Raw genomic sequence first — 19,667 nt, 5'->3', positions numbered from 1 at the left:
GGGTCTGGAAGGACTGGTCGGCTACGCGAGGTAGGCGGCCAGGTCGGCTTCGAGGGCAGGCTTCGGCTTGGCGCCGATGACGGTCTTGACGACCTCTCCGCCCTGGTACACCTTCATCGCCGGGATGGAGGTGATCTGGTACTTCGCCGCGGTCTGCGGGTTCTCGTCGACATTCAGCTTGACGATCTCGATCTTGTCCGCGTGCTCAGCGGCGATCTGATCGAGGATGGGTCCGACGGCGCGACACGGGCCGCACCACTCTGCCCAGAAGTCGACGAGAATCGTCTTCTCGCTGCTGAGGACGTCATCCTGGAAGGTGGCGTCTGTGACGGAACGTGCTGCAGACATTGTGTGATTCTCCTTATGCGGTGGGGGTGAGTTCGAGATCGTCGGCTTCCGCTTCAGCCGACAGGTCTTTGGGGAGGCTCGCGAGGTACTGCTCGGCGTCCAGCGCTGCGACCGTGCCCGATGCCGCGGCGGTGACCGCCTGGCGGTAGTGCGGGTCGATCACATCGCCGGCCGCGAACACGCCCGCGACCTTCGTCTTGGAACTCCGGCCGGCCACCGCGATGGTGCCTTCCGGAGTGAGGTCGAGCTGTCCGTGCACGAGGTGCACGCGCGGGTCGTTGCCGATCGCGATGAACAGGCCCTGGAGTTCGAGTTCGCTCTGTTCGCCCGTCACCGTGTCGCGAAGGGCGACGCTCTGCACGGTCTCAGCGCCGTTGATACCGACGACTTCGGAGTTCCAGACGAACTCGATCTTGTCGTTGGCGAACGCGCGATCTTGCATGATCTTGGAGGCGCGGAGCGAATCTTTGCGGTGGATCACGTAGACCTTGTCGGCGAAACGGGTGAGGAAGGTCGCCTCCTCCATCGCGGAGTCGCCGCCGCCGACGACCGCGATGGTGCGCTCGCGGAAGAAGAACCCGTCGCAGGTCGCGCACCAGGAGACGCCGTGGCCGGAAAGCCGCTCTTCGTCTTCGAGGCCGAGCTTGCGGTAGGCGGATCCGGTGGCGAAGATCACGGACAGAGCTTCGTGCACGGCGCCGGAGCCGAGGGTGACGGATTTGATGTCACCGGCGAGGTCGACCGACACGACGTCGTCGAGAACGACCTCAGTGCCGAACTTCTCGGCCTGCGCCTGCATCTTCATCATCAGGTCAGGACCCGTGATGCCGTCGGGGAAGCCCGGGAAGTTCTCGACCTCGGTCGTGTTCATGAGCTCGCCGCCCGCTTCGACGGACGAAGCGATCAGCAGCGGTCGCAGGTTGGCTCGGGCAGCGTAAATCGCCGCCGTGTATCCGGCTGGGCCGGAACCGATGATGATGATCTGCCGCACAACGGGCTCCTCGCACTATCAGTAGCGCTTCCGAGTGGAATCGCTGAGGTGTAGAACACATCCTAAGCGGATGCTATTCCGCGTCTGCTGTGTGTTCGGAGCGGCGGGTCAAACGGTTCAGAATCGGTGCGATCCCGGCTTCGAGGTCGCGTGAACGCAAGACGATGAGCGCACCGAAGTAGACGATCACCATGACGATGCCGACGACGGCGGTCGACACGATCGCGCCGACGAACGAGGCGATCGGGAACGCGCCCGGCGCGACACCCCCCAGCAGGGCGAGGAAGCCGGCACCGGCGATCATGGCGATGACCGCCGCGAGGGCGAAACGCCAGAGACCGCTCAGGATGCGCCGCCCATCCACTCCCCCGATGCGGCGGCGCAGCAGGCCGACAGCGATGAACGCCTGGACGGTTCCGGCGATCGAGACAACGAGAGCGACCGCGGCGGCGCGGTAGTCGGGGCCGACGCGGAAGCAGAGCAGAACGCCGACGACGATCACGGCGACCTGCGCGAGGGTGAAGAAGAACGGCGTGCGCGTGTTGCCGAGGGAGTAGAACGCGCGCTGGGCCATGAAAACGATCGAGAACGGCACCAGCCCGACAAGGTAGGCCACCAGCACCAGGCCGTACTCCTGGTAGAACGGCCTCGAGAAGACGCTCGCCACCGGCAGCGCCACCACGATGAGGGCGGCGGACGAGAAGACGATCAGCATCAGGATGGAGCGCGCGCCGCTGGAGAAGTCGGAGCGGAATGCGTTCACATCGCCGCGATGGGCGTGCTCCGCCATCCGGGTGTAGAAGGCGGTGACGATCGAGACGGCGATGATCCCGTGCGGGAGCATGAAGATGAGCCACGCGCTGTTCATGATGGCCGGACCGGCATGCCCCGTGCCGCTCGAGTTCGCCACGTTCGTCTCGATCACGCCGGCGACCTGGGTGGCGATGAGCATTCCGAAGGTCCAGGCGGCGGCTCGACCGGCGTGACCCAGGTTCACTCCCCGCCACCCGAAGTCGAAGCGGAAGTGGAGGCCGACGCGCCGCCAGAAGAAGAAGAGGATGAATGCCTGCACGGCCACACCGAGTGTCGCGCCGCCCGCGAGTAGTGCGACCATCCCCGAGTTCCACTGCGTCTCTGAGCGCACGCTCTCGGGGTCGGAACCGAAGAGTCCGATGAAGACGAGCAGCATGGCGATCGCGACGATGTTGTTGACGACGGGCGCCCAGGTGAAGGGGCCGAACGACTTGCGTGCGTTGAGCACCTCACCCAGCAGCGTGTAGAGGCCGAGGAAGAAGATCTGCGGCAACGACCAGTAGGCGAACGCGGTGGCGATGGCGGCCGCGTTGCCACGAAGGCCGAAGAGCTGCATCAGAACCGGCGACAGCAGTGTGGCCACAAGAGCCACCGCGGCGAAGACCATGATCCCGACAGTGACGAGTTTGTTGATGTAGGCCTTGCCGCCATCGGCGTTGGTGGAGGCGCGCACGATCTGCGGCACGAGGATGGCGTTGAGGATCCCCTGGGCGATGAGCGCATAGATGCTGTTCGGCACGATGGTCGACGTGGCGTACGGGTTCGACGCGAACGCCACAGCGCCGATGGCCTGCAGGAGCAACCAGGCTTTGACGAAACCGAGGATGCGCGAGACGAGCGTGCCCGAGGCGAGCATCGCGCTCGCACGGCCGACGCTAGCCACGCGGGTCGTCCTCCCCGGTACCCGCAGAGGCAGAGGCAGAGGCATCGGCATCAGTATCGACGACGGTATCGGTATCACGGGGGGCGTCGGCCTCAGCGGGGGCGTCGGTCTTGTCGTCCGACTCCACCGTTCCTCCGTTCCGTCGCTGATCGCGGCGGCGGAGGATGTTCCGCACGATGCCGAAGCCGAACAGCAACACGAGCAGGATGCCGAAGATCAGGGCGCCGATGCCCTCCCAATCGGCGTGCACATCCACGGTCACGGTGCTGGGATAGCCGATCTCGACGCCGGTCGGACTGAACAGGTGCAGGGTGAGGACCACCTGCCCGTTGCCGAGTTTGGCCTTCACCGGCACGAGCATCGTGGCTCGCGAGTCGGGGAGGAGACGTTTTGTGGCGTCTTCATCGATCTCGAGCCGGCTGTTGGAGGGCAGGGCGGTCAGCACGAGATTGGCGGCCTCGTTCTTGAGGTCGTTGACGACGGTGAACGGGATCGAGCCTTGTGCGCTCACCAGGTTGACGTTCTCGGTCGGAACGATGCGGATGGAGCTGAGTGTGCCGGTGGTGGTCTTTGAGAACTCCGCGACCGCCGCATCCCAGTCGTTGCGGGGGTTCTGCCAGGAGACCGCCAACAGTGTCAGGATCTCGGCGCGGGTGCTGCCGGTCAGCGTCGTCGGATCATCGAGCACGGTCGAGAAGTCGGCCAGGGACTTCTCCTCCGCGAGCAACCGCTTGATGGTGTCGATGCGCGAGTCGGTCTCCGCCGCGTCCGTGAGGGTGAGCCCTGCTGTGGATGCGCCCGCCAACGTCTCGGGCAGGGTCGCTGCCGACGACCAGGGCGAGCCGAGCAGCGCGTCGAGGGTGTTGCCCAGCTGTGTGCCGCTCGAGGGCCAGGACCGGTCGAAGGACACCAGGAGATGTTTCGCGTCGCCGCCCTCCTGAGCGGTGAGTTCGAGCTGAGCGTTCACCTTCGACATCGCCGTGTTCCACGCGACGGCGCTCGGGGCGGACGCGGCCTGCCGGATGGCGTCGGAGAGACCCGCATCTGCGACGGCGAGTTTGCCGCGGCTGAAGGGGAGTGCTGCGTTGGCGGTGCCACTCAGGCGCTTGGCCGACGTGTTGGAGCTGGAGACGATCGTCGTGGTGAGACCGGCCGCGACGAGCGGGGCGAGATCGGCCGTGCGCACGGTGTCGTCGCCGGGCCAGGCGATGCCGTGGAGCGTGTACTTCCACGAGACCAGCTCGGCCAGGGTCGGCAGAACAGGTCCTGTTCCCGTCGTCGGCGTCGGGCTGGGTGTGGCGCCCGGAGTCGCGGTCGGAGTCGGCGTTGCCGTCGGCTCGCCCACCGGGCTCGGCGTCGGCGAGAAGTTCTTGGGATCGAGCGCGTAGGCGAGAGAGGTGGGGGCGAGCGGTGCCGAAAGCCCGCTCTGGATCTGACCGGCGACGTCAGCGTCACCGAATGCGAGAGGGAAGATGTCGTTGGGGAGGTGTGACAGGCGATCGAGCCATGCGGTCGCCGACTCCGGCGCCGCGTTGCCGAGAGCCCGAACCGACGCGATGATCATCGGGTCGATGCCGATGGCCACACTGCTGTGCTTCGCCAAACCGTCGAGCTCGCGGGTCAGCACGCCGTTCGGTCCGGTGAAGGTCGTCAGATCGTCGGCGGAGAGGAGACCACCCGATGTCGACGGGCTGATCACCGGCATGACGACCCCGACGGTGGAGGGCGGGGCCGACGACCCAGGATTCCACACCACACTGCCCCGAGCAGAGACGGTTTCAGCGTCTCCGGCGTCGATGCTCGCACCCAGGCCGTACACCGCTTCAGTGATGCTCGTGGCGAACGGAACGGACGCCGCCGGGACCTGCACCTGAACGACGGTGCTCGTTCCGGGTTCGAGCAGGGGAACGGCTGCGCGGCCGATCGTGACGGTGTTCGCGACCGCATCGGTGGACGACAGCCACGAGGTCAAAGCCGAACGGGACTTCTGCCGCGACGGATCGAGCCAGAGCTCGACGTTGCCCGGCGACACCGTACCGTTCGATGAATTGGTCACCGTGACGGAGACGGTGAGCTCCTGACCGGGGGCGAGCACGCCGGCGTTGGCCGCCGTGAGCGAGACGGTCAGAGCGGGAGTGTCGGCCACGGTCGCCTCGGTCGATACTCCCGACCCCGCGGCGGGGAAGGTCGAAGCACTCGCCGCAGCGCCGGGAAGACCGGCGAAAACGAGGCTCAGCCCGAGCAGGGCAGCGGCACCGCGGGCACCCCTGAAGAGGGAGAGGCCGGGTGCCCTCATGCGTCGATGCGCCATCCCGGTTCGGCCTCCATGACGACGATTCTAGGGGGAGGGCCCTGAGAGACGGTGGCGAGCACGCCCGTAAACTGGGGCACCATGCAGAGCGTCGCGGAATCCCTCGCCCGTCTCGGCGACCTTGCGGCATCGCCGACGGTCGCCCGAGTGTCCGCCGTTTTCGCCGCGGCGGGGTACGAGCTTTCGCTGGTCGGTGGACCGGTTCGGGATGCCCTCCTGGGCCGACCTGTGCACGACCTGGACTTCACGACGAATGCCCGCCCCGACGACATTCTGAAGCTCGTCGCCCCTCGCGCGGACGCCGTGTGGGATATCGGGCGGCAGTTCGGAACGATCGGCGCCCGATTCGGTGACGACACCGTGGAGATCACCACCTACCGCACCGATAGCTACGACGGGGAGACCCGCAAACCGGATGTGGAGTTCGGGGACACGCTCGAAGGCGATCTGCTGCGACGCGATTTCACGGTCAATGCGCTGGCCCTGCGGGTTCCCGAGGTTCGGCTCGTCGACCCCTCCGGTGGTGTCGAGCATCTGCTGAGCCGCACGCTCACCACGCCGAGCAGCCCCGAGATCTCGTTCGGCGACGATCCGCTGCGCATGCTGCGGGCCGCCCGGTTCACCTCGCAACTCGGATTCACCGTGGACGAGGACACCGAACGGGCGATGGTGGAGCTTGCCGACCGCATCGAGATCGTGAGCGCGGAACGCGTGCGCGACGAACTGGCGAAGCTTCTTGTGACCGACGACCCGCGACCGGGGATGGAGCTTCTCGTCGCCACCGGCCTCGCGCGGCTCGTGATCCCTGAGATCCCTGCGCTGCGGTTGGAGGTGGACGAACACCACCACCACAAAGACGTCTACCAGCACAGCCTCACCGTGCTCGACCAGGCGATCGGCTACGAGAAGGAGCGGCACCAGGGGGCGGAGCCCGACCTGGTGCTGCGGCTCGCCGCGATCCTGCACGACATCGGCAAGCCTGCCACACGTCGGCTCGAGCCGGGCGGGGTCGTCAGCTTCCACCACCATGACGTGGTCGGCGCGAAGCTCGCGAAGAAGCGGCTGACCGCGCTGCGGTTCGACAAGGCGACGATCGAGTCGGTCGCCCGCCTCATCGAGCTGCATCTGCGGTTCTTCGGGTACACCGAGAGCAGCTGGACCGACTCCGCGGTTCGCCGCTATGTGCGAGACGCGGGTGGCGAGCTGGAGCGCCTGCACATGCTCACTCGTGCGGATGTCACCACGAGGAATCGGCGGAAGGCGGATCGGCTCGGGTTCGCGTACGACGATCTCGAGGCGCGAATCCGCGAGTTGCAGCAGAAAGAGGAGCTGGATGCGGTGCGTCCAGACCTCGACGGCGAGCAGGTCATGCGCATCCTCGGCCTGCGACCGAGTCGAGAGGTCGGCGAGGCGATGAAGTTCCTTCTCGAGCTGCGGCTCGACCACGGCCCTCTCGGCGAGGAGGAGGCGACGCGACGACTGCTCGCCTGGTGGGAGCAGCGCACGAACTCGTGACGCAGGCGGAGCTGTAACCGTCTCGGTCGGTTGCGACGGCGATCTTCCTCCACACGGGCGAAGAGTCGGCACTTCTCCACAGATGACCTGCGCCACCGACGCGCCATCCTGCCGTTTCGGGAGCATCGTGGCATGACGAACTCAGCCGCACACCTCTTTCCACTCGCCGCGACGATCGCTGGGGCAACCCCCAACTCCGGGCTTCGGGCACGACTCAAGAAGGTCGCTCCGAGACCGCTCCCCCACACTGACGGGCGCACCCAACATCTGCAGCGGATGCGCGCCGTCGCGGGCGGGCGATCCGACGACCTGGTGTTCGTCGGCGGTTCGGCCGCCGCGGTGTGGGGGCTGCCGATGCTCGGAGCCTGGCCGCCGACAGTCGAAGCGCTCGCCGGGCGCCATGAGCGTTCGCGACAGAACGGTGCCGTCTCCTGGCGGCGGAGCGACATCGGCGATGACGACCTCGAAGCGGTCGGGCCCTGGTTCGTCACCACGCTTGCCCGAACGCTCTGCGATCTCGCGGTGTCGGCACCCTTCGTCGCCGCGGTGTCTGCGCTCGACCACGGGCTGAAGCCGACCGTCACCGCCGACGGTGGGCGGGTCTACTGCGGCGTGGAGCGCGAAGAGCTCATCGACCTTCTTCGCCGACGCCGGAACGATCGGGGACGAACGCGCGCTCTGGCGGCCATCGGATTCGCCGACCCCGCAGCGGCGTCCTCCGGCGAATCACTGAGCCGGGTGCAGGCGTACCGACTCGGCTTCCCGCCGCCGCTGCTGCATCCCCGAGTCGACGACGAGCGCGGAGCGGCCGAGCATCCCCACTTCGAATGGCAGACGGCGTACGGCGAGTTCGACGGCGTCGACCGCTATGCGAGAGCTCTGCCAGACGGTGCGCGACCGACCGCCGATGTGATCTGGAATGAACGACGGCGGGAGGATCGTCTGCGTGGGCGCGGAAAAGCGGTCGCGAGATGGACGTGGGAAGATGCCTGGAACCCGCCGAGACTGCGATCGATCCTGCTGTCGGTCGGGGTGCGACCGGTGCGGCGCGCAGCCTTCTCCCCCGATGCCTTCGGCGAGTGGGTGATGAGCGCATGAGTGTCGCGACACAGAGGCCTCCGGCCGCCGGGTGGCGTGCGAGTGGGGCATCGGCTACTCTAGGTAGGTTGCCCGGGCGGATTCCTGCCCGCACAACCGATGTAGAACCCTCCTGCTACAGACCGTCTGTAGCCGCCAAGTCCAAAGGAGGTGGGTTAGTCATGCATCAGTACGAGTTGATGGTCATCCTCGATCCAGAGATCGATGAGCGCACCGTTGCTCCCAGCCTTGACAAGTTCCTCAACGTCGTTCGCGACGCCGGTGGAACCGTTGAGAACGTCGACATCTGGGGTCGCCGCCGTCTCGCCTACGAGATCAACAAGAAGTCCGAGGGCATCTACGCCGTCGTGCAGTTGACCTCCGACGGTGACACCACCAAGGAGCTCGACCGCCAGCTGAAGCTCAGCGAAGCCGTCATGCGCACCAAGGTCCTCCGTGCCGAAGAGGCGATCGCACAGGTCGCCGCCGCTGCGAAGCTCGCCGACGAGAAGGCCGCCCGCAAGGCTGCCGCTCCCGCCAAGGCCGCTGCCGCCGACAAGGCAAGCGCCTAGTCCGATGGCCGGCGAGACCGTCATCACCGTGGTGGGCAACCTCACCAGCGACCCCGAGCTGCGCTACACGCAGAACGGGCTCGCGGTTGCCAACTTCACCATCGCATCCACCCCCCGCACGTTCGACCGTCAGGCGAACGAGTGGAAGGACGGTGAGGCTCTCTTCCTGCGCGCGAGCGTCTGGCGTGAATTCGCCGAGCACGTCGCCGGATCGCTGACCAAGGGGTCCCGGGTCATCGCCCAGGGTCGCCTCAAGCAGCGTTCCTACGAGACGAAGGAAGGGGAGAAGCGCACAAGCATGGAGCTCGAGATCGATGAGATCGGCCCGTCGCTGCGCTACGCCACTGCTTCGATCACTCGCGCCCAGTCGTCGCGCGGCCCGGGTGGAGCACCCGGCGGCGCCGTCGAAGAGCCGTGGGCTGCCTCTGCGCCGTCCGACGCTTCCTCCTCCTCGGGGGCGGACGTCTGGAACACGCCGGGCAACTTCAACGACGAGACTCCCTTCTAAGGGTCACCAACATTCACGGTTCTCGGCCGCCTTCGGGCGCTGAGGGCAGAAAGCAAAGGAAATCATGGCTGGAAAGTCGAGCGGCGACCGCCGCAAGCCGATCCGCAAGGGCAAGGACGGCAAGAACGCCGCCCCGGCGAAGTCGATCCGCGTAGGCGTCATCGACTACAAAGACGTCGCGACCCTGCGGAAGTTCATCTCGGAGCGTGGAAAGATCCGCGCCCGCCGCATCACCGGTGTCTCCGTTCAGGAACAGCGCCTCATCGCCCGTGCCGTCAAGAACGCACGCGAGATGGCTCTGCTCCCCTACGCCGGCTCGGGCCGTTAGGAGATACGGACATGTCGAAACTGATTCTGACGCACGAGGTCACCGGCCTCGGCTCGGCCGGTGACGTCGTCGACGTCAAGAACGGCTACGCGCGCAACTACCTCATCCCCCAGGGCTTCGCCGTCGCGTGGTCCCGCGGAGGCGAGAAGCAGGTCGAGCAGATCAAGGCGGCCCGTGTCGCCCGTGAGCTCGCGACGATCGAAGAAGCGCAGGACCTCAAAGCGAAGCTCGAGGCCACCAAGGTCAAGCTGACCGTCAAGGCCGGCAAAGAAGGCCGCCTGTTCGGCTCGGTCAAGACCTCCGACGTCGCGGCCGCCGTCAAGGCCGCCGGCATCGGCGAGCTCGACAAGCGCAAGATCGAACTGCCGAACGCCATCAAAATCGTGGGCGACCACGAGGCGACCATTCGTCTGCGCGACGACCTCTCGGCCACGATCACCCTCCAGGTGGTCGCTGCCAAGTAGGCGCGGATAAGCAGTTAGTGTAGCGGCGGGCTCCGGCCCGCCGCTACACCTTTTAACAGGCCCGGGAAAAGAAATTGCCCCCAGCTTTGTACACAGGGCGACTCTCCCGGGATGCAACGTTCGACACAACCTTGAGACAAGTTTCTACACACAGGGTGTGTAAAGAAAAAGACCTGGTCAGGTTATCTATCACTAGAGATATTCTTTGCTTGTCCACATATCTCTCCACACGTTGTGCACATGCGCCCCGGCGTTTCGCGCAGTTTGTCCCCAACGTTATCCACAGGGCGAGTTGTGGCCGGTGTCGGCGCTCCCTAGGGTGGAACGGCGTCGATGAAAGCCCGGCGTGAAGCGCCGGACCCGGGCATCCCGTGTCGGTGGTCGGCGAAAGGATCGGACTCGACAGCGAGCCGTTGCGCGCAGAGTCGCGCGAGCGCGGTTCACTGGAACGAGCGCACTCCCCCGCGCCCGTATCGCCGAAGAGACCGCACGACGCGACAACCGAACGTCTGAACCAACCTGCACCGCCGAAGCACCATCGAGGAGAAACCGTGTCGATCGCCCACCTGGGTCTCGCAGACCAACGCGAACCGGGCGAAACGCGGGGCCACGAGCGAACGCCCCCCCACGACCTTCTCGCCGAGCAGAGCGCCCTGGGCGGCATGCTCCTGAGCAAGGATGCGGTGGCCGACGTCGTCGAGGTCGTCCGCGGCGGCGACTTCTACATCCCCAAACACGAGATCATCTACGACTCGATCCTCTCGCTCTACTCCCACGGCGAACCGACCGATGTGATCACGGTCACCGACGAACTCACAAAAGTCGGCGAACTCTCCCGTGCCGGGGGCGCCGAATACCTGCACACGCTCACCAGCCTCGTCCCCACGGCGGCCAACGCCGGCTACTACGCGAACATCGTCGCCGAGAAGGCGCTCCTGCGTCGCCTCGTCGAAGCCGGCACCCGCATCACTCAGATGGGCTACAAAGCCGAAGGCGAGGTGCTCGACCTCGTCAACAATGCGCAGGCCGAGATCTACTCCGTCACCGGGTCGCAGGAGACCGAAGACTATGTCCCGCTCACCGATGCCGTGACTGTGGCGATCGACGAGATCGAGGCCGCCAGCCACAAAGACGGTTCGATGACCGGTGTTCCCACTGGCTTCGCCGAACTGGACGAGCTCACGAACGGTCTGCACCCCGGCCAGATGATCATCGTCGCGGCACGACCCGCCCTCGGAAAGTCGACGCTCGCCCTCGACTTCGCGCGCGCCGCCTCCATCCACCACGACATGCCCACGATCTTCTTCTCCCTCGAAATGGGTCGCAGCGAGATCGCGATGCGTTTACTCTCGGCCGAGGCATCCGTGCCCCTGCAGAGCATGCGCAAGGGAAAGGTGGAGAGCCGCGACTGGACCACGATCGCCTCGACCCGGGGCCGCATCAACGATGCCCCGCTCTACATCGACGACAGCCCCAACATGACACTCGTCGAGATCCGCGCCAAATGCCGTCGACTCAAGCAGCGCGTCGGCCTCAAGATGGTGGTCATCGACTACCTCCAGCTCATGACGAGCGGAAAGCGCGTCGAGAGCCGCCAGCAGGAGGTCAGCGAGTTCTCGCGTGCCCTCAAGCTTCTCGCCAAGGAACTCCAGGTTCCGGTGATCGCCCTTTCTCAGCTGAACCGTGGCCCCGAGCAGCGCGCCGACAAACTCCCCGCCCTGAGCGATCTGCGCGAGTCGGGCTCGATCGAGCAGGATGCCGACATGGTGATCCTGCTCCACCGCGAGTCCGCCTACGAGAAAGACAACCCGCGAGCGGGCGAGGCCGACCTCATCGTCGCCAAGCACCGCAACGGCCCCACCCGCACCGTCACGGTCGCCTTCCAAGGCCACTTCTCCCGCTTCACCGACATGGCGCCCATCTAGGGAAACTGTAGGTTCTCACGGTTCATGATCAATTCTCATCGTAGTTGAGAGGTACTTGATCAATTTCGCAAATTCGAGACTGGCGGGATATCAGTTTGACGAGGGAGACGGCGATTGGTTGGTATGGCTGAGCAGTTGAATGAGAGTGCGATCGGCGCCGCTAGCTCGTGGCGTACCGGTGACCCGCGCGATGGAGCTGCGGGCTTCGCGATGGATCTGGAGTCGGCTCGCATGCTGACGCAGTCGTCACGACAGGTCATTGAAGCAGCGCGAACGGTGGCCGCGTTTGCGGCCATGCCTGCTGTCGCGGCGGCCTCAATTGCGGCGTCTGAGTTCGCCTCCGTGACTGGTGTTGCGGAGTGGGCGGCGCGGTCTTCTCGGCTCGTGAACTCTGCTTCCTACGCTAATCACGCGCCCTTCCTCGTCGACCGTTGGACGGAGTCTGTGTTCGCTTCGGCGGGTGCAGTTGGCGCAGTCGTGGCATCGAACGCGTCGCTGGCGATGCTGGGAGGGGTGTCTCGCGCGGCGATGGCGCCTTCGCTTCAACAATTGGTGGGTTCGCCGTTCCTTGAATCTGTGGCTGTTGCGCGCTCGATGGCGCTACAGGCTGGTTTGATGGGTCAGAATGTGGGGGTGGCGTCCGGGTTCGCTCGGCTGCAGGCGGTCATTGACCGGGCCCGTATTCATGGGAAGGATGTTGCGGAACCGATCCTTTTCACCGTGATGCCGCCTGGTGATCTTTATGTTCAGTTTCGAGACTCCGAGTGGGATCGATCCAGGCCCCGACGACAGCGCCGCGGTACGGGATCTCCCGACCATCCGCGAGGACGAACAACCACTCCATGGGTGAGAGTGTAGGCCGGGCATGGCCCGAGCCTCGCAGTCGATCGACTACGAGGCCCAGGTGAGTTGGTTCTAGTTGTAGATGATGGAGTCGTGGAGGGCGCCGGACTGGCACACACCACCGGTGGTGACGACGTAGCCGCCGCCGTTGGCGCTGAGGACGCCGCCGTGAGGTGCGATCTGGGTGACGGTGCGGTAAGCGTTCCAGGACTGGTTGCCCGCGTTCCAGCCGCTCAGGTCATACGCGCCGGCATCCCAGGCTGATCCGATCTGCACGCTCCATCCGTGACTGATCGGGGCACCCCAGCTCGGGTAGATGTAGTACGACGTGCTGTACTGGCCCTGGCCGCGGAACCAGAGATTCGACTTCCCACAGTTGCCCACGACCTCGTTGAACGTGGATACGCCGCCGGACTGGCGGAGCTGCCCGGTGGCGTGCTCGTGGCTACCGGCCGGGGTGCCGATCGGCACCCCGTATTCGTAGCCCTGCGCGTCGACGCGGATCTCGTAGCCGAACTGTGCCGCGTTGGCGCTCGTGAGGGCGGTGAACTGCATATCCGATGCCGTGATGGTGGCCGTCGCGGCTGGTTCTGCCGCGTTCGCGGCCAGGGGGCTTAGCGCGAGGGCAGCCACGGCCCCCACGGTTACTGCGGCCCCGATGATGCGTTTCCGAATTGACTTGTCTACTCCGTTTTCCTTCGTTGGACGGTGTGTCAATTGGAATCGAGCGAAACAACCCCCGACATGAAATAGCCGTCGCGCTGGCTGCGCCACGGCTGCTCAAGTTTCAGACCTTCGCGGCCGAGTACGAAGACCACATGCTCGGTGATCTGGTCAGATGAAACCGGGTTAAGCAGACCAACAACGTCGGTCGCAACCGGTGAATCAGACGCCAAAGAGAACAGCGAGACATCCCACGACTCGCTGGTGCTGTCGCCAGCTTGACGATGCGCAACAACGGACACAACCGACGCCTTATCAGCGTCAGTCAGCTCGCCCAGCGGCTTCGCCATAACTCCCCCAAGGTCGATTCCAGCCCCTCGCTAGAATCCAGACTTGCGCTTTGAACGTAACACGCAGCGGCGACATTGGGGAAGGCCGAGAGACGTTGATGTGGCCGGCGTTGGTTGCGAAGCCGAAGCGCCGGCCACATCGTCCGGCACCTTGGGGGTGGTGCCGCCGCCGACCGGTTCGAGGGGGATCGTTGCCGGCCGCGTGCCCCTAGTGTGCCGCGTCTCGCCACCAGGAGGCATTGGCATCCGGTCTGGTGCGCGACACGCTGGCAACAGCCAGAACCTTCGTGACTTCAGGGCTGTAGGTACAAGAGGTGGGCCGTTAGTCGCACCTGTCACGCACGGACGAATCGCGCCCCGAACCCTACCTCTTTGATCAAGTTGCTGATACGGGTACTCGTTAGCTCTCGATCAACTGGGTGAGAGTGCAGTGAACGGCTGGGGCCAACTTGATCAGACTCGATGAGTCCCTGCACAGTCGACCGCGGACAGCGATAGTCCACCTGCCACGAAGAATGCCAACTCGGCGACGTGCCGTGGGATCGCCGGCCCGAGGCGCAGCGATCTCGGCGAGGGCGCGCGGCAGGTGGGAGACTGGCTGCATGCCGACCTCGACATCGGTTCTCGTCCTAGCCTCGTGCGCTACGGCACCACCAAGCGGTCAGTCGTGCAACGACACCGTCGCCCTAGACGTACTGACGCCGTGGTGGCTGCCGCTAGTGATCGTCGGTGCGCTTCTCGCGATCGTCGTGGTCGCGGCCCTGATCGCGACACGGCGGAAACGCGTATGAGAGCGTCGGGTGTGCGAGGTCGCACCGGTGGTTCTTGCGCCCCGCCGATGGCCGGGGTCAGGATGTGACCTGTCGAGTCCATGGAGGTTTCGTGCGTTCATCCATCCCGCTCCCCGGAAACCCCTGGCCGCCGAACATGGTGATCACCGTGGTGGACGATTCGCAGGCCCTCCTGGAACTGCTGTGGATCCGCGAGGCGTGGCGACTGCGCCCCAAGGGGAGAGATCTGCCGCCCGCGCTCGCCGACAGACCGGCCCTCGTGAGTGCGCCGCAGCGTTCGGCGGCACCGATTGTGGAGTGGCAGCAGGAGTGGCCGGTGATCTGGGAGGCAGCCCTGCTTCACGCCGGCACGCCGCAGAGCTTGGACGTCTTCGATCGCCTGAACAATTCCGCGATCGGTTCGGACGAGCGTGCTCGGATTCTGCGCGAACTCGTCGGCCCGTCGTGGCGGGAGCGGTTCGGTTCCGACGCGATGGCCGAAGACGCGGAACAGTGGAGGAGCACGCTGCTGGGGCTCCGCATGAACCGCACGCCGCCGACACCGGAGGAACAACCAGAGCATGCTGCGCTCGGAGAGTTGATCGAGGCCTGGCGAGCAGGGCTGACGATCATCGTCGAGATTCCCTGCAGCGGCCCCTTCACGCGACGCCTCGGAACGCACGCCATCCTCGTGACGGCCGAAACCCGTGCCGATCCGCAGCGCTACCGCGCAGCACTCGCGGAATTCCGCTGAGTGCGCCGTCATGACCCGGGCGGCGCTCGGCCCTCCCGCCCATCCGATCGGAACGGCGGCTCCGAAGACGGGGTATGACGCAGAGTGGCCACCCGCCGAACGAACCCGGTCTCCGCGAGCGACTGAGATCCGCGTTGAGCCGTCACGGTGAGATCAGCGCCCCTCTCGACGAGGTTCCGGATATGCGGCTCTGGCGCTCGGAGGCCCGCGCAGCCGGACGCGTGCTCGGCCGAACGGTGCACACCGTCGTCACGGATCGGTACGTGTCGGCCTATCTGCTCGACTGGCCCTCCCCCGGAGACCCGGCGCAGGATCGTTCCAGAGGATGATGCGGCTCGCTCTCCGGCACGATGCGGGCGGGCGGCGGATGCGTTGAGATGGAAACATGTACGTCAGTCCTCTCGCCCTGCTCTCCGGTGTCGGCACTGTGGTCCTCGCCCTCGTGGCGTTCACGGTGGCCTTCACCTGGCCGGTCCTGGCCTCCGCGATCCAGCGGATGCGTTCGGAACGGTCGCGCCTGGCGGCCTTCGCCGGTCTGGGCGGCGCCCTGGTGCTGGCGAGCGTTCCGCTCTACCTTGTGCCGGGCATCCTGCTGCGCGACGAGCTCGGCTTCGCGCTTCTGGTGTTGGTGGCGGCCACGTGGGTGATCGCCTCCGTTAGCCTTGTGGTGCGCGCGATGCTGGTGACCGGTGTCGCCCGCGTCATCACCACCTCGTACGCGATCGTGGCGGGCAGCGGGCTGATCGCCGGCCTCGTCTCGGCTGTGTGCAGTCAGCATCGCATCGCCGACACGATCACCCCGACGGGCGCGTTCCTGCTCGGGCTCGCGGCGGTGACCGGCATCGTCTTCTGGTCGAAGTCGGATTCGACCAGAATGAGCCGGGCCTGACGGCTCTCCGCGGCGCGCCCGCGTCGACTACCGGAGTTCGCTCGGGGCGGGCGGCCGCCGGCCGCCCGGCCACCGTCGCGAGACCCAGACCACACCGAACCCGACGCCGAGGATCACGGCGGCGATGAGGATCACGTAGAACGAGACCGAAAGATATCCGTTGGCCGAGGTCTCCGGGTTGAGGAACGGGTACGGGTACCACGGGGATCTTCGGGTGATCGGGTCGATGCCGAACGGCCCGCGGATGAGCGTGTAGATGGCCCAGACGATCGGGAAGCCGACGATCCACCACAGCGTGCGGTTGCGCAGCGCGGCTCGGCCGGGGGCGAAGAACCAGTCGAGCACCAGATAGATCGGGCCGACGACGTGAAGCACCTCGTTCGACCATTCGACGGTCTGCCCCTGCGGCAGCGGGATGTTGCGGAGCAACAGGTTGTAGACGACACCGGTCGTCGCCATATAGGTGACGACGACGGCGCGCAGCGCGGTGAACCAGCTCGGATCGTCGCCGGTGCGCGAGAAGGCGAAGAACGCGCCGAGAAGCAGCACGACGACGTAGCCGATGTTCGCGTCGATCGTGAAGAAACTGAAGAAGTTCACAACGTAGGAGCCGATGTCACCGCCCTTGCCCGAGATGAACCCGACGCTCGTCGCGAACTGGGCGATGATGGCCCCCAGGGTGAGCAGGGCCATCAGCACCCGTACGACGCCGAAACCGATCCGCATCCGTTCTCCTTCGTTCCTTCGGTGAGCATACTGAGCGTCCGCGCGTGCACGCGGCAAACGCGCAGCAACGGCGCGGCTAAACTGGAACGGATTCCGTGAATGAGAGAGGTCGCCCGGTGGCACCCGCTGTTCCCCAGAAGTCCGATCGGTACTGGGTCGTCCCCGTCGTTCGGGCGATTGCCGCACTCATCGTCGCCGCCGTCATCACCTTCACCCGCGACACCCACACCAGCCAGTTCGGGCTGGTGACCTTCGGCCTCTACGCGGTGGTGGAAGGCCTGGCTGTCGGCCTGCTGAGCCTGCGCACGGTGACGGATGCGCCCACGCGCACGGTCTTCGTCGTCCAGGGCGTGATCGGTGTCCTCGCCGGTGCGCTCGCCCTTGCGCTGTCCACCAGCGGACTCGGTCTCTACCTCTTCGTCGTCAGCGTCTGGGCGGCCCTCACCGGCTTCCTCGAGCTCTACAGCGGCCTGCGCAACCGGGCCAAGGACGCCGCGGCCCGCGACTGGCTCGTGGTCGGAGCGATCACCGCCATCCTGGCCGTGGTGTTCCTGCTCATCCCCTCCGACGCGGTGCTCGCCATCGGCCTGTTCGGGGCCTGGGCCGTGATCGTCGGCGTCTTCCAGGCGATCGGCGGCGCATCCCTCAGAACGGCCGCCCGAGGCCGTGCCGCTGAGCAGGCGGGGAGCGGATCGTGACAAAGCGAGACAAGAAAGACCCCCGAGTGACCTCCACCAGCCAGCCGAGCCGTAAAGACCGTTTCCTGCCCACCGAACTGCTCGGGATCTCTGCCGCTCTCGGCGTCTTCGTCGGTCTGATCGTCCTCATCGCCACCCGCGAGCTCCTGCTCGCGGGCGTCAGCTTCGGTATCGCGTTCATCGTGGCGCTCGTGCTGATGGCACTGTTCGCGCTCGCCTTCAAACCGAACGCGGCCGAGGTGCACGACCTTGAAGAGCAGAATGCCGAGACTCGAAAAGACGAGCGCCCCTCGCACTAACGCTCCGGCATCCCGCACCGGCCGCCAGACGATCGGGTCAGAGGTAGCCAAGGAGGTCTGAGGCGAGGCCGGTGTAGGTCTGCGGGGTCAGGTCGAGCAGGCGCTGTTTCGCGGCGGCGCCGATGTCGAGGCCGTTCACGAACTCGGTGAGCGCGGCGTGGTCCACACGCTTGCCGCGCGTGAGCGCCTTGAGCAGGGCGTAGGGATCGGAGATCTGCGAACGGCCGGCGACGACCTCGGCACGGATGACGGTCTGGATGGCCTCACCGAGGATCTCCCAGTTGGCATCGAGATCGGCGGCGAGCAGCTCGCGGTCGAGAGCGATCTGGCCGAGACCGCGCTGGATGTTGTCGAGCGCGAGCAGGGAATGGCCCAGCCCGACGCCGATGTTTCGCTGCGTCGTCGAATCGGTGAGGTCGCGCTGCAGGCGGCTGGTGACCAGGGTGGCGGCCAGCGAGTCGAGCACCGCCGAACTGAGCTCGAGGTTCGCCTCGGCGTTCTCGAACCGGATCGGGTTCACCTTGTGCGGCATGGTCGATGAGCCCGTCGCCCCGGGCTCCGGCGTCTGGCGGAAGTAGCCGAGAGAGATGTACGTCCAGACGTCGGTGGCGAGGTTGTGGAGCACGCGGTTGACGTGCGAGACGCGGCTGTACAGCTCGGCCTGCCAGTCGTGGGACTCGATCTGCGTGGTGAGCGGGTTCCAGTCGAGACCGAGGCTGGTGACGAACTCGCGGGAGATCCGGGGCCAGTCGGCCTCCGCATCCGCCACCCGGTGGGCGGCGAATGTTCCGGTGGCGCCGCTGAACTTGCCGAGGAACTCGCTGTGCGAGATCTGCTTGGCGATGCGCTCCAGCCGGTAGACGAAGACGGCGAGCTCTTTGCCCATGGTGGTGGGCGTGGCGGGCTGGCCGTGTGTGCGGGCGAGCATCGCGTCATCCCGGTACTCGAAGGCCTGGGTGCGCAGTTCGGCGATGACACCGCGCAGCTTCGGGAGCCACACGTCGTGGATGGCGGCGCTCACGGTGAGCGCGTACGACAGGTTGTTGATGTCTTCGCTCGTCGCCGCGAAGTGGGTGAGCTCGGCGATGCTGTCGAGGCCGAGCGCGTGCAGCCGCTCCCGCACCAGATATTCGACGGCTTTCACGTCGTGCTTGGTGGTGGCCTCCAGCTCGGCCAGGCGGTCGATCTCGGGCTGTCCGAACTCAGCCACGAGCGTGCGCAAGGAGTGTGCCTGCTGTTCGGTGAGCGGTGTCGAACCGAACATGCGGTGGCTGGTGAGGTAGAGGAGCCACTCCACCTCCACCTTCACACGGGCGCGATTGAGGCCTGCCTCAGACAGGTGGTCACCGAGGCCGAGCACCGCCGAGCGGTAGCGGCCGTCGAGGGGGCTCAGCGGCTGGGGAGGCAGGGCGGTCATGAGGCTCCTTGGAGATGGGGTTGACCCCTCTATTCTTCCGCAGATCGGCCGTGGCCCCGCACGGGACGCGGTGCGGCTAGGGTCGGCGCACCAGCGGGCGCAGGATGAGCCCCATCAGCCAGGCGATCACGGCGAGCACGAGGGCGCCGAGCACGCCCGTCCAGAACCCGTCGATGAACAGCCCGAAGCCCATACCGCTGCTGATCCAGGCGACGAGCAGCAGGAGCAGCCCGTTGACGATGAACGAGATGAGCCCGAGAGTCAGGATGTAGAGCGGGAAGGCGACGATACGGATCGCGGTGCCGACGATGGCGTTGACGACGCCGAAGATCAGGGCGATCAGCAGATAGGTGAGGATCGTCGGGAACTCGCCTTCGGCGAACGGTTTCACGGTGACCCCCGTGACGATGAACGTGGTGAACCACAATGCGAGGGCGTTGATGATGAGCTTGACGAGGAATCTCATGTGTCCATGATGGCAGGGTGAGTCGGTGTTTGGCCGGGGGAGAGAATTCCCCCCGCG

General features: G+C 66.0%; 21 protein-coding genes. 12 read left to right on the top strand and 9 right to left on the bottom strand.

All coding sequences use genetic code 11. The annotated features are described in order from the left end of the window. Positions 1 to 21 precede the first annotated feature (21 nt). The 4 genes from trxA to K5L49_RS12035 form a co-directional block, all read right to left on the bottom strand. The gene (gene trxA, locus K5L49_RS12050; RefSeq protein WP_223693041.1) at positions 22 to 348 is read right to left on the bottom strand and encodes a thioredoxin; all 327 of its coding nucleotides are present in this window, start codon (positions 346 to 348) and stop codon (positions 22 to 24) included. Positions 349 to 361: 13 nt separating this feature from the next. Beyond that, on the bottom strand, positions 362 to 1,339 hold the full coding sequence (gene trxB, locus K5L49_RS12045) for a thioredoxin-disulfide reductase (protein WP_223693039.1): 978 nt from the start codon (positions 1,337 to 1,339) through the stop codon (positions 362 to 364). Positions 1,340 to 1,412: 73 nt separating this feature from the next. Then, positions 1,413 to 3,035 carry a murein biosynthesis integral membrane protein MurJ gene (gene murJ, locus K5L49_RS12040; protein ID WP_223693037.1) on the bottom strand — a complete coding sequence of 541 codons (1,623 nt, stop codon included), beginning with the start codon at positions 3,033 to 3,035 and terminating at the stop codon, positions 1,413 to 1,415. Then, positions 3,028 to 5,331, bottom strand: coding sequence for a DUF6049 family protein (locus K5L49_RS12035; protein ID WP_223693035.1), 2,304 nt, complete (start codon positions 5,329 to 5,331; stop codon positions 3,028 to 3,030). The genes murJ and K5L49_RS12035 overlap by 8 nt, the downstream gene beginning before the upstream one ends. A gap of 96 nt (positions 5,332 to 5,427) precedes the next feature. Between K5L49_RS12035 and K5L49_RS12030 the strand changes: the two genes are divergently transcribed. The 7 genes from K5L49_RS12030 (at position 5,428) to dnaB (ending at position 11,735) form a co-directional block, all read left to right on the top strand. Continuing rightward, on the top strand, positions 5,428 to 6,861 hold the full coding sequence (locus K5L49_RS12030; RefSeq protein WP_223693033.1) for a CCA tRNA nucleotidyltransferase: 1,434 nt from the start codon (positions 5,428 to 5,430) through the stop codon (positions 6,859 to 6,861). A gap of 132 nt (positions 6,862 to 6,993) precedes the next feature. Further along, positions 6,994 to 7,959 (top strand): hypothetical protein, encoded by a 966-nt coding sequence (locus K5L49_RS12025; protein ID WP_223693032.1) that lies wholly within the window; start codon positions 6,994 to 6,996, stop codon positions 7,957 to 7,959. 161 nt (positions 7,960 to 8,120) lie between these two features. Next, on the top strand, positions 8,121 to 8,510 hold the full coding sequence (rpsF, locus tag K5L49_RS12020) for a 30S ribosomal protein S6 (protein WP_223693030.1): 390 nt from the start codon (positions 8,121 to 8,123) through the stop codon (positions 8,508 to 8,510). Positions 8,511 to 8,514: 4 nt separating this feature from the next. Next, a complete protein-coding gene (locus K5L49_RS12015) occupies positions 8,515 to 9,018 on the top strand; it encodes a single-stranded DNA-binding protein (protein WP_223693028.1) in 504 nt (167 codons plus the stop codon). Positions 9,019 to 9,082: 64 nt separating this feature from the next. Continuing rightward, entirely contained in the window at positions 9,083 to 9,346 is a 264-nt protein-coding gene (rpsR, locus tag K5L49_RS12010) for a 30S ribosomal protein S18 (RefSeq protein ID WP_055897232.1), read from the top strand. Positions 9,347 to 9,357: 11 nt separating this feature from the next. Next, positions 9,358 to 9,810, top strand: a complete 453-nt coding sequence (gene rplI / locus K5L49_RS12005) for a 50S ribosomal protein L9 (RefSeq protein ID WP_223693027.1) — start codon at positions 9,358 to 9,360, stop codon at positions 9,808 to 9,810. A 551-nt stretch (positions 9,811 to 10,361) separates the two neighbouring features. After that, positions 10,362 to 11,735 carry a replicative DNA helicase gene (gene dnaB / locus K5L49_RS12000; RefSeq protein WP_223693025.1) on the top strand — a complete coding sequence of 458 codons (1,374 nt, stop codon included), beginning with the start codon at positions 10,362 to 10,364 and terminating at the stop codon, positions 11,733 to 11,735. 915 nt (positions 11,736 to 12,650) lie between these two features. Here dnaB and K5L49_RS11995 read toward each other — a convergent pair. Together K5L49_RS11995 and K5L49_RS11990 are read right to left on the bottom strand one after the other, a co-directional pair. Then, positions 12,651 to 13,211 (bottom strand): hypothetical protein, encoded by a 561-nt coding sequence (locus K5L49_RS11995; protein WP_223693023.1) that lies wholly within the window; start codon positions 13,209 to 13,211, stop codon positions 12,651 to 12,653. Between the two features lie 80 nt (positions 13,212 to 13,291). Further along, the gene (locus K5L49_RS11990; RefSeq protein WP_223693021.1) at positions 13,292 to 13,591 is read right to left on the bottom strand and encodes a hypothetical protein; all 300 of its coding nucleotides are present in this window, start codon (positions 13,589 to 13,591) and stop codon (positions 13,292 to 13,294) included. A 927-nt stretch (positions 13,592 to 14,518) separates the two neighbouring features. Between K5L49_RS11990 and K5L49_RS11985 the strand changes: the two genes are divergently transcribed. The 3 genes from K5L49_RS11985 (at position 14,519) to K5L49_RS11975 (ending at position 16,004) form a co-directional block, all read left to right on the top strand. Next, positions 14,519 to 15,115: a hypothetical protein gene (locus K5L49_RS11985; RefSeq protein ID WP_223693019.1), complete on the top strand. Its 597-nt coding sequence runs from the start codon at positions 14,519 to 14,521 to the stop codon at positions 15,113 to 15,115. A 134-nt stretch (positions 15,116 to 15,249) separates the two neighbouring features. After that, on the top strand, positions 15,250 to 15,444 hold the full coding sequence (locus K5L49_RS11980; RefSeq protein WP_223693017.1) for a hypothetical protein: 195 nt from the start codon (positions 15,250 to 15,252) through the stop codon (positions 15,442 to 15,444). A 56-nt stretch (positions 15,445 to 15,500) separates the two neighbouring features. Next, a complete protein-coding gene (locus K5L49_RS11975; protein ID WP_223693016.1) occupies positions 15,501 to 16,004 on the top strand; it encodes a hypothetical protein in 504 nt (167 codons plus the stop codon). Between the two features lie 27 nt (positions 16,005 to 16,031). Here the strand turns inward: K5L49_RS11975 and K5L49_RS11970 are convergent, their stop codons facing one another. Beyond that, the gene (locus K5L49_RS11970; protein WP_223693015.1) at positions 16,032 to 16,730 is read right to left on the bottom strand and encodes a Pr6Pr family membrane protein; all 699 of its coding nucleotides are present in this window, start codon (positions 16,728 to 16,730) and stop codon (positions 16,032 to 16,034) included. A 116-nt stretch (positions 16,731 to 16,846) separates the two neighbouring features. Between K5L49_RS11970 and K5L49_RS11965 the strand changes: the two genes are divergently transcribed. Together K5L49_RS11965 and K5L49_RS11960 are read left to right on the top strand one after the other, a co-directional pair. Further along, on the top strand, positions 16,847 to 17,428 hold the full coding sequence (locus K5L49_RS11965) for a DUF308 domain-containing protein (RefSeq protein WP_223693014.1): 582 nt from the start codon (positions 16,847 to 16,849) through the stop codon (positions 17,426 to 17,428). Then, positions 17,425 to 17,727 carry a hypothetical protein gene (locus tag K5L49_RS11960; protein WP_223693013.1) on the top strand — a complete coding sequence of 101 codons (303 nt, stop codon included), beginning with the start codon at positions 17,425 to 17,427 and terminating at the stop codon, positions 17,725 to 17,727. The genes K5L49_RS11965 and K5L49_RS11960 overlap by 4 nt, the downstream gene beginning before the upstream one ends. Before the next feature lie 37 nt (positions 17,728 to 17,764). On the opposite strand, the gene purB is transcribed toward K5L49_RS11960, so the two are convergent. Next, on the bottom strand, positions 17,765 to 19,144 hold the full coding sequence (gene purB, locus K5L49_RS11955) for an adenylosuccinate lyase (protein WP_223693012.1): 1,380 nt from the start codon (positions 19,142 to 19,144) through the stop codon (positions 17,765 to 17,767). A 76-nt stretch (positions 19,145 to 19,220) separates the two neighbouring features. Then, a complete protein-coding gene (locus tag K5L49_RS11950; protein WP_223693011.1) occupies positions 19,221 to 19,610 on the bottom strand; it encodes a phage holin family protein in 390 nt (129 codons plus the stop codon). Positions 19,611 to 19,667 lie beyond the last annotated feature (57 nt).

Source organism: Leifsonia poae (assembly GCF_020009625.1).
GTDB classification, from domain to species: domain Bacteria; phylum Actinomycetota; class Actinomycetes; order Actinomycetales; family Microbacteriaceae; genus Leifsonia; species Leifsonia poae_A.
This window is presented reverse-complemented; position numbering and strand designations above follow the sequence as displayed.

Coding starts and splice junctions, on each gene's coding strand:
- trxA (WP_223693041.1), bottom strand. CDS start 348: ATGTCTGCAGCACGTTCCGTCACAGACGCCACCTTCCAGGATGACGTC.
- K5L49_RS12035 (WP_223693035.1), bottom strand. CDS start 5,331: ATGAGGGCACCCGGCCTCTCCCTCTTCAGGGGTGCCCGCGGTGCCGCT.
- K5L49_RS12030 (WP_223693033.1), top strand. CDS start 5,428: ATGCAGAGCGTCGCGGAATCCCTCGCCCGTCTCGGCGACCTTGCGGCA.
- K5L49_RS12025 (WP_223693032.1), top strand. CDS start 6,994: ATGACGAACTCAGCCGCACACCTCTTTCCACTCGCCGCGACGATCGCT.
- rpsF (WP_223693030.1), top strand. CDS start 8,121: ATGCATCAGTACGAGTTGATGGTCATCCTCGATCCAGAGATCGATGAG.
- K5L49_RS12015 (WP_223693028.1), top strand. CDS start 8,515: ATGGCCGGCGAGACCGTCATCACCGTGGTGGGCAACCTCACCAGCGAC.
- rpsR (WP_055897232.1), top strand. CDS start 9,083: ATGGCTGGAAAGTCGAGCGGCGACCGCCGCAAGCCGATCCGCAAGGGC.
- rplI (WP_223693027.1), top strand. CDS start 9,358: ATGTCGAAACTGATTCTGACGCACGAGGTCACCGGCCTCGGCTCGGCC.
- K5L49_RS11990 (WP_223693021.1), bottom strand. CDS start 13,591: ATGGCGAAGCCGCTGGGCGAGCTGACTGACGCTGATAAGGCGTCGGTT.
- K5L49_RS11985 (WP_223693019.1), top strand. CDS start 14,519: ATGGTGATCACCGTGGTGGACGATTCGCAGGCCCTCCTGGAACTGCTG.
- K5L49_RS11975 (WP_223693016.1), top strand. CDS start 15,501: ATGTACGTCAGTCCTCTCGCCCTGCTCTCCGGTGTCGGCACTGTGGTC.
- K5L49_RS11970 (WP_223693015.1), bottom strand. CDS start 16,730: ATGCGGATCGGTTTCGGCGTCGTACGGGTGCTGATGGCCCTGCTCACC.
- purB (WP_223693012.1), bottom strand. CDS start 19,144: ATGACCGCCCTGCCTCCCCAGCCGCTGAGCCCCCTCGACGGCCGCTAC.
- K5L49_RS11950 (WP_223693011.1), bottom strand. CDS start 19,610: ATGAGATTCCTCGTCAAGCTCATCATCAACGCCCTCGCATTGTGGTTC.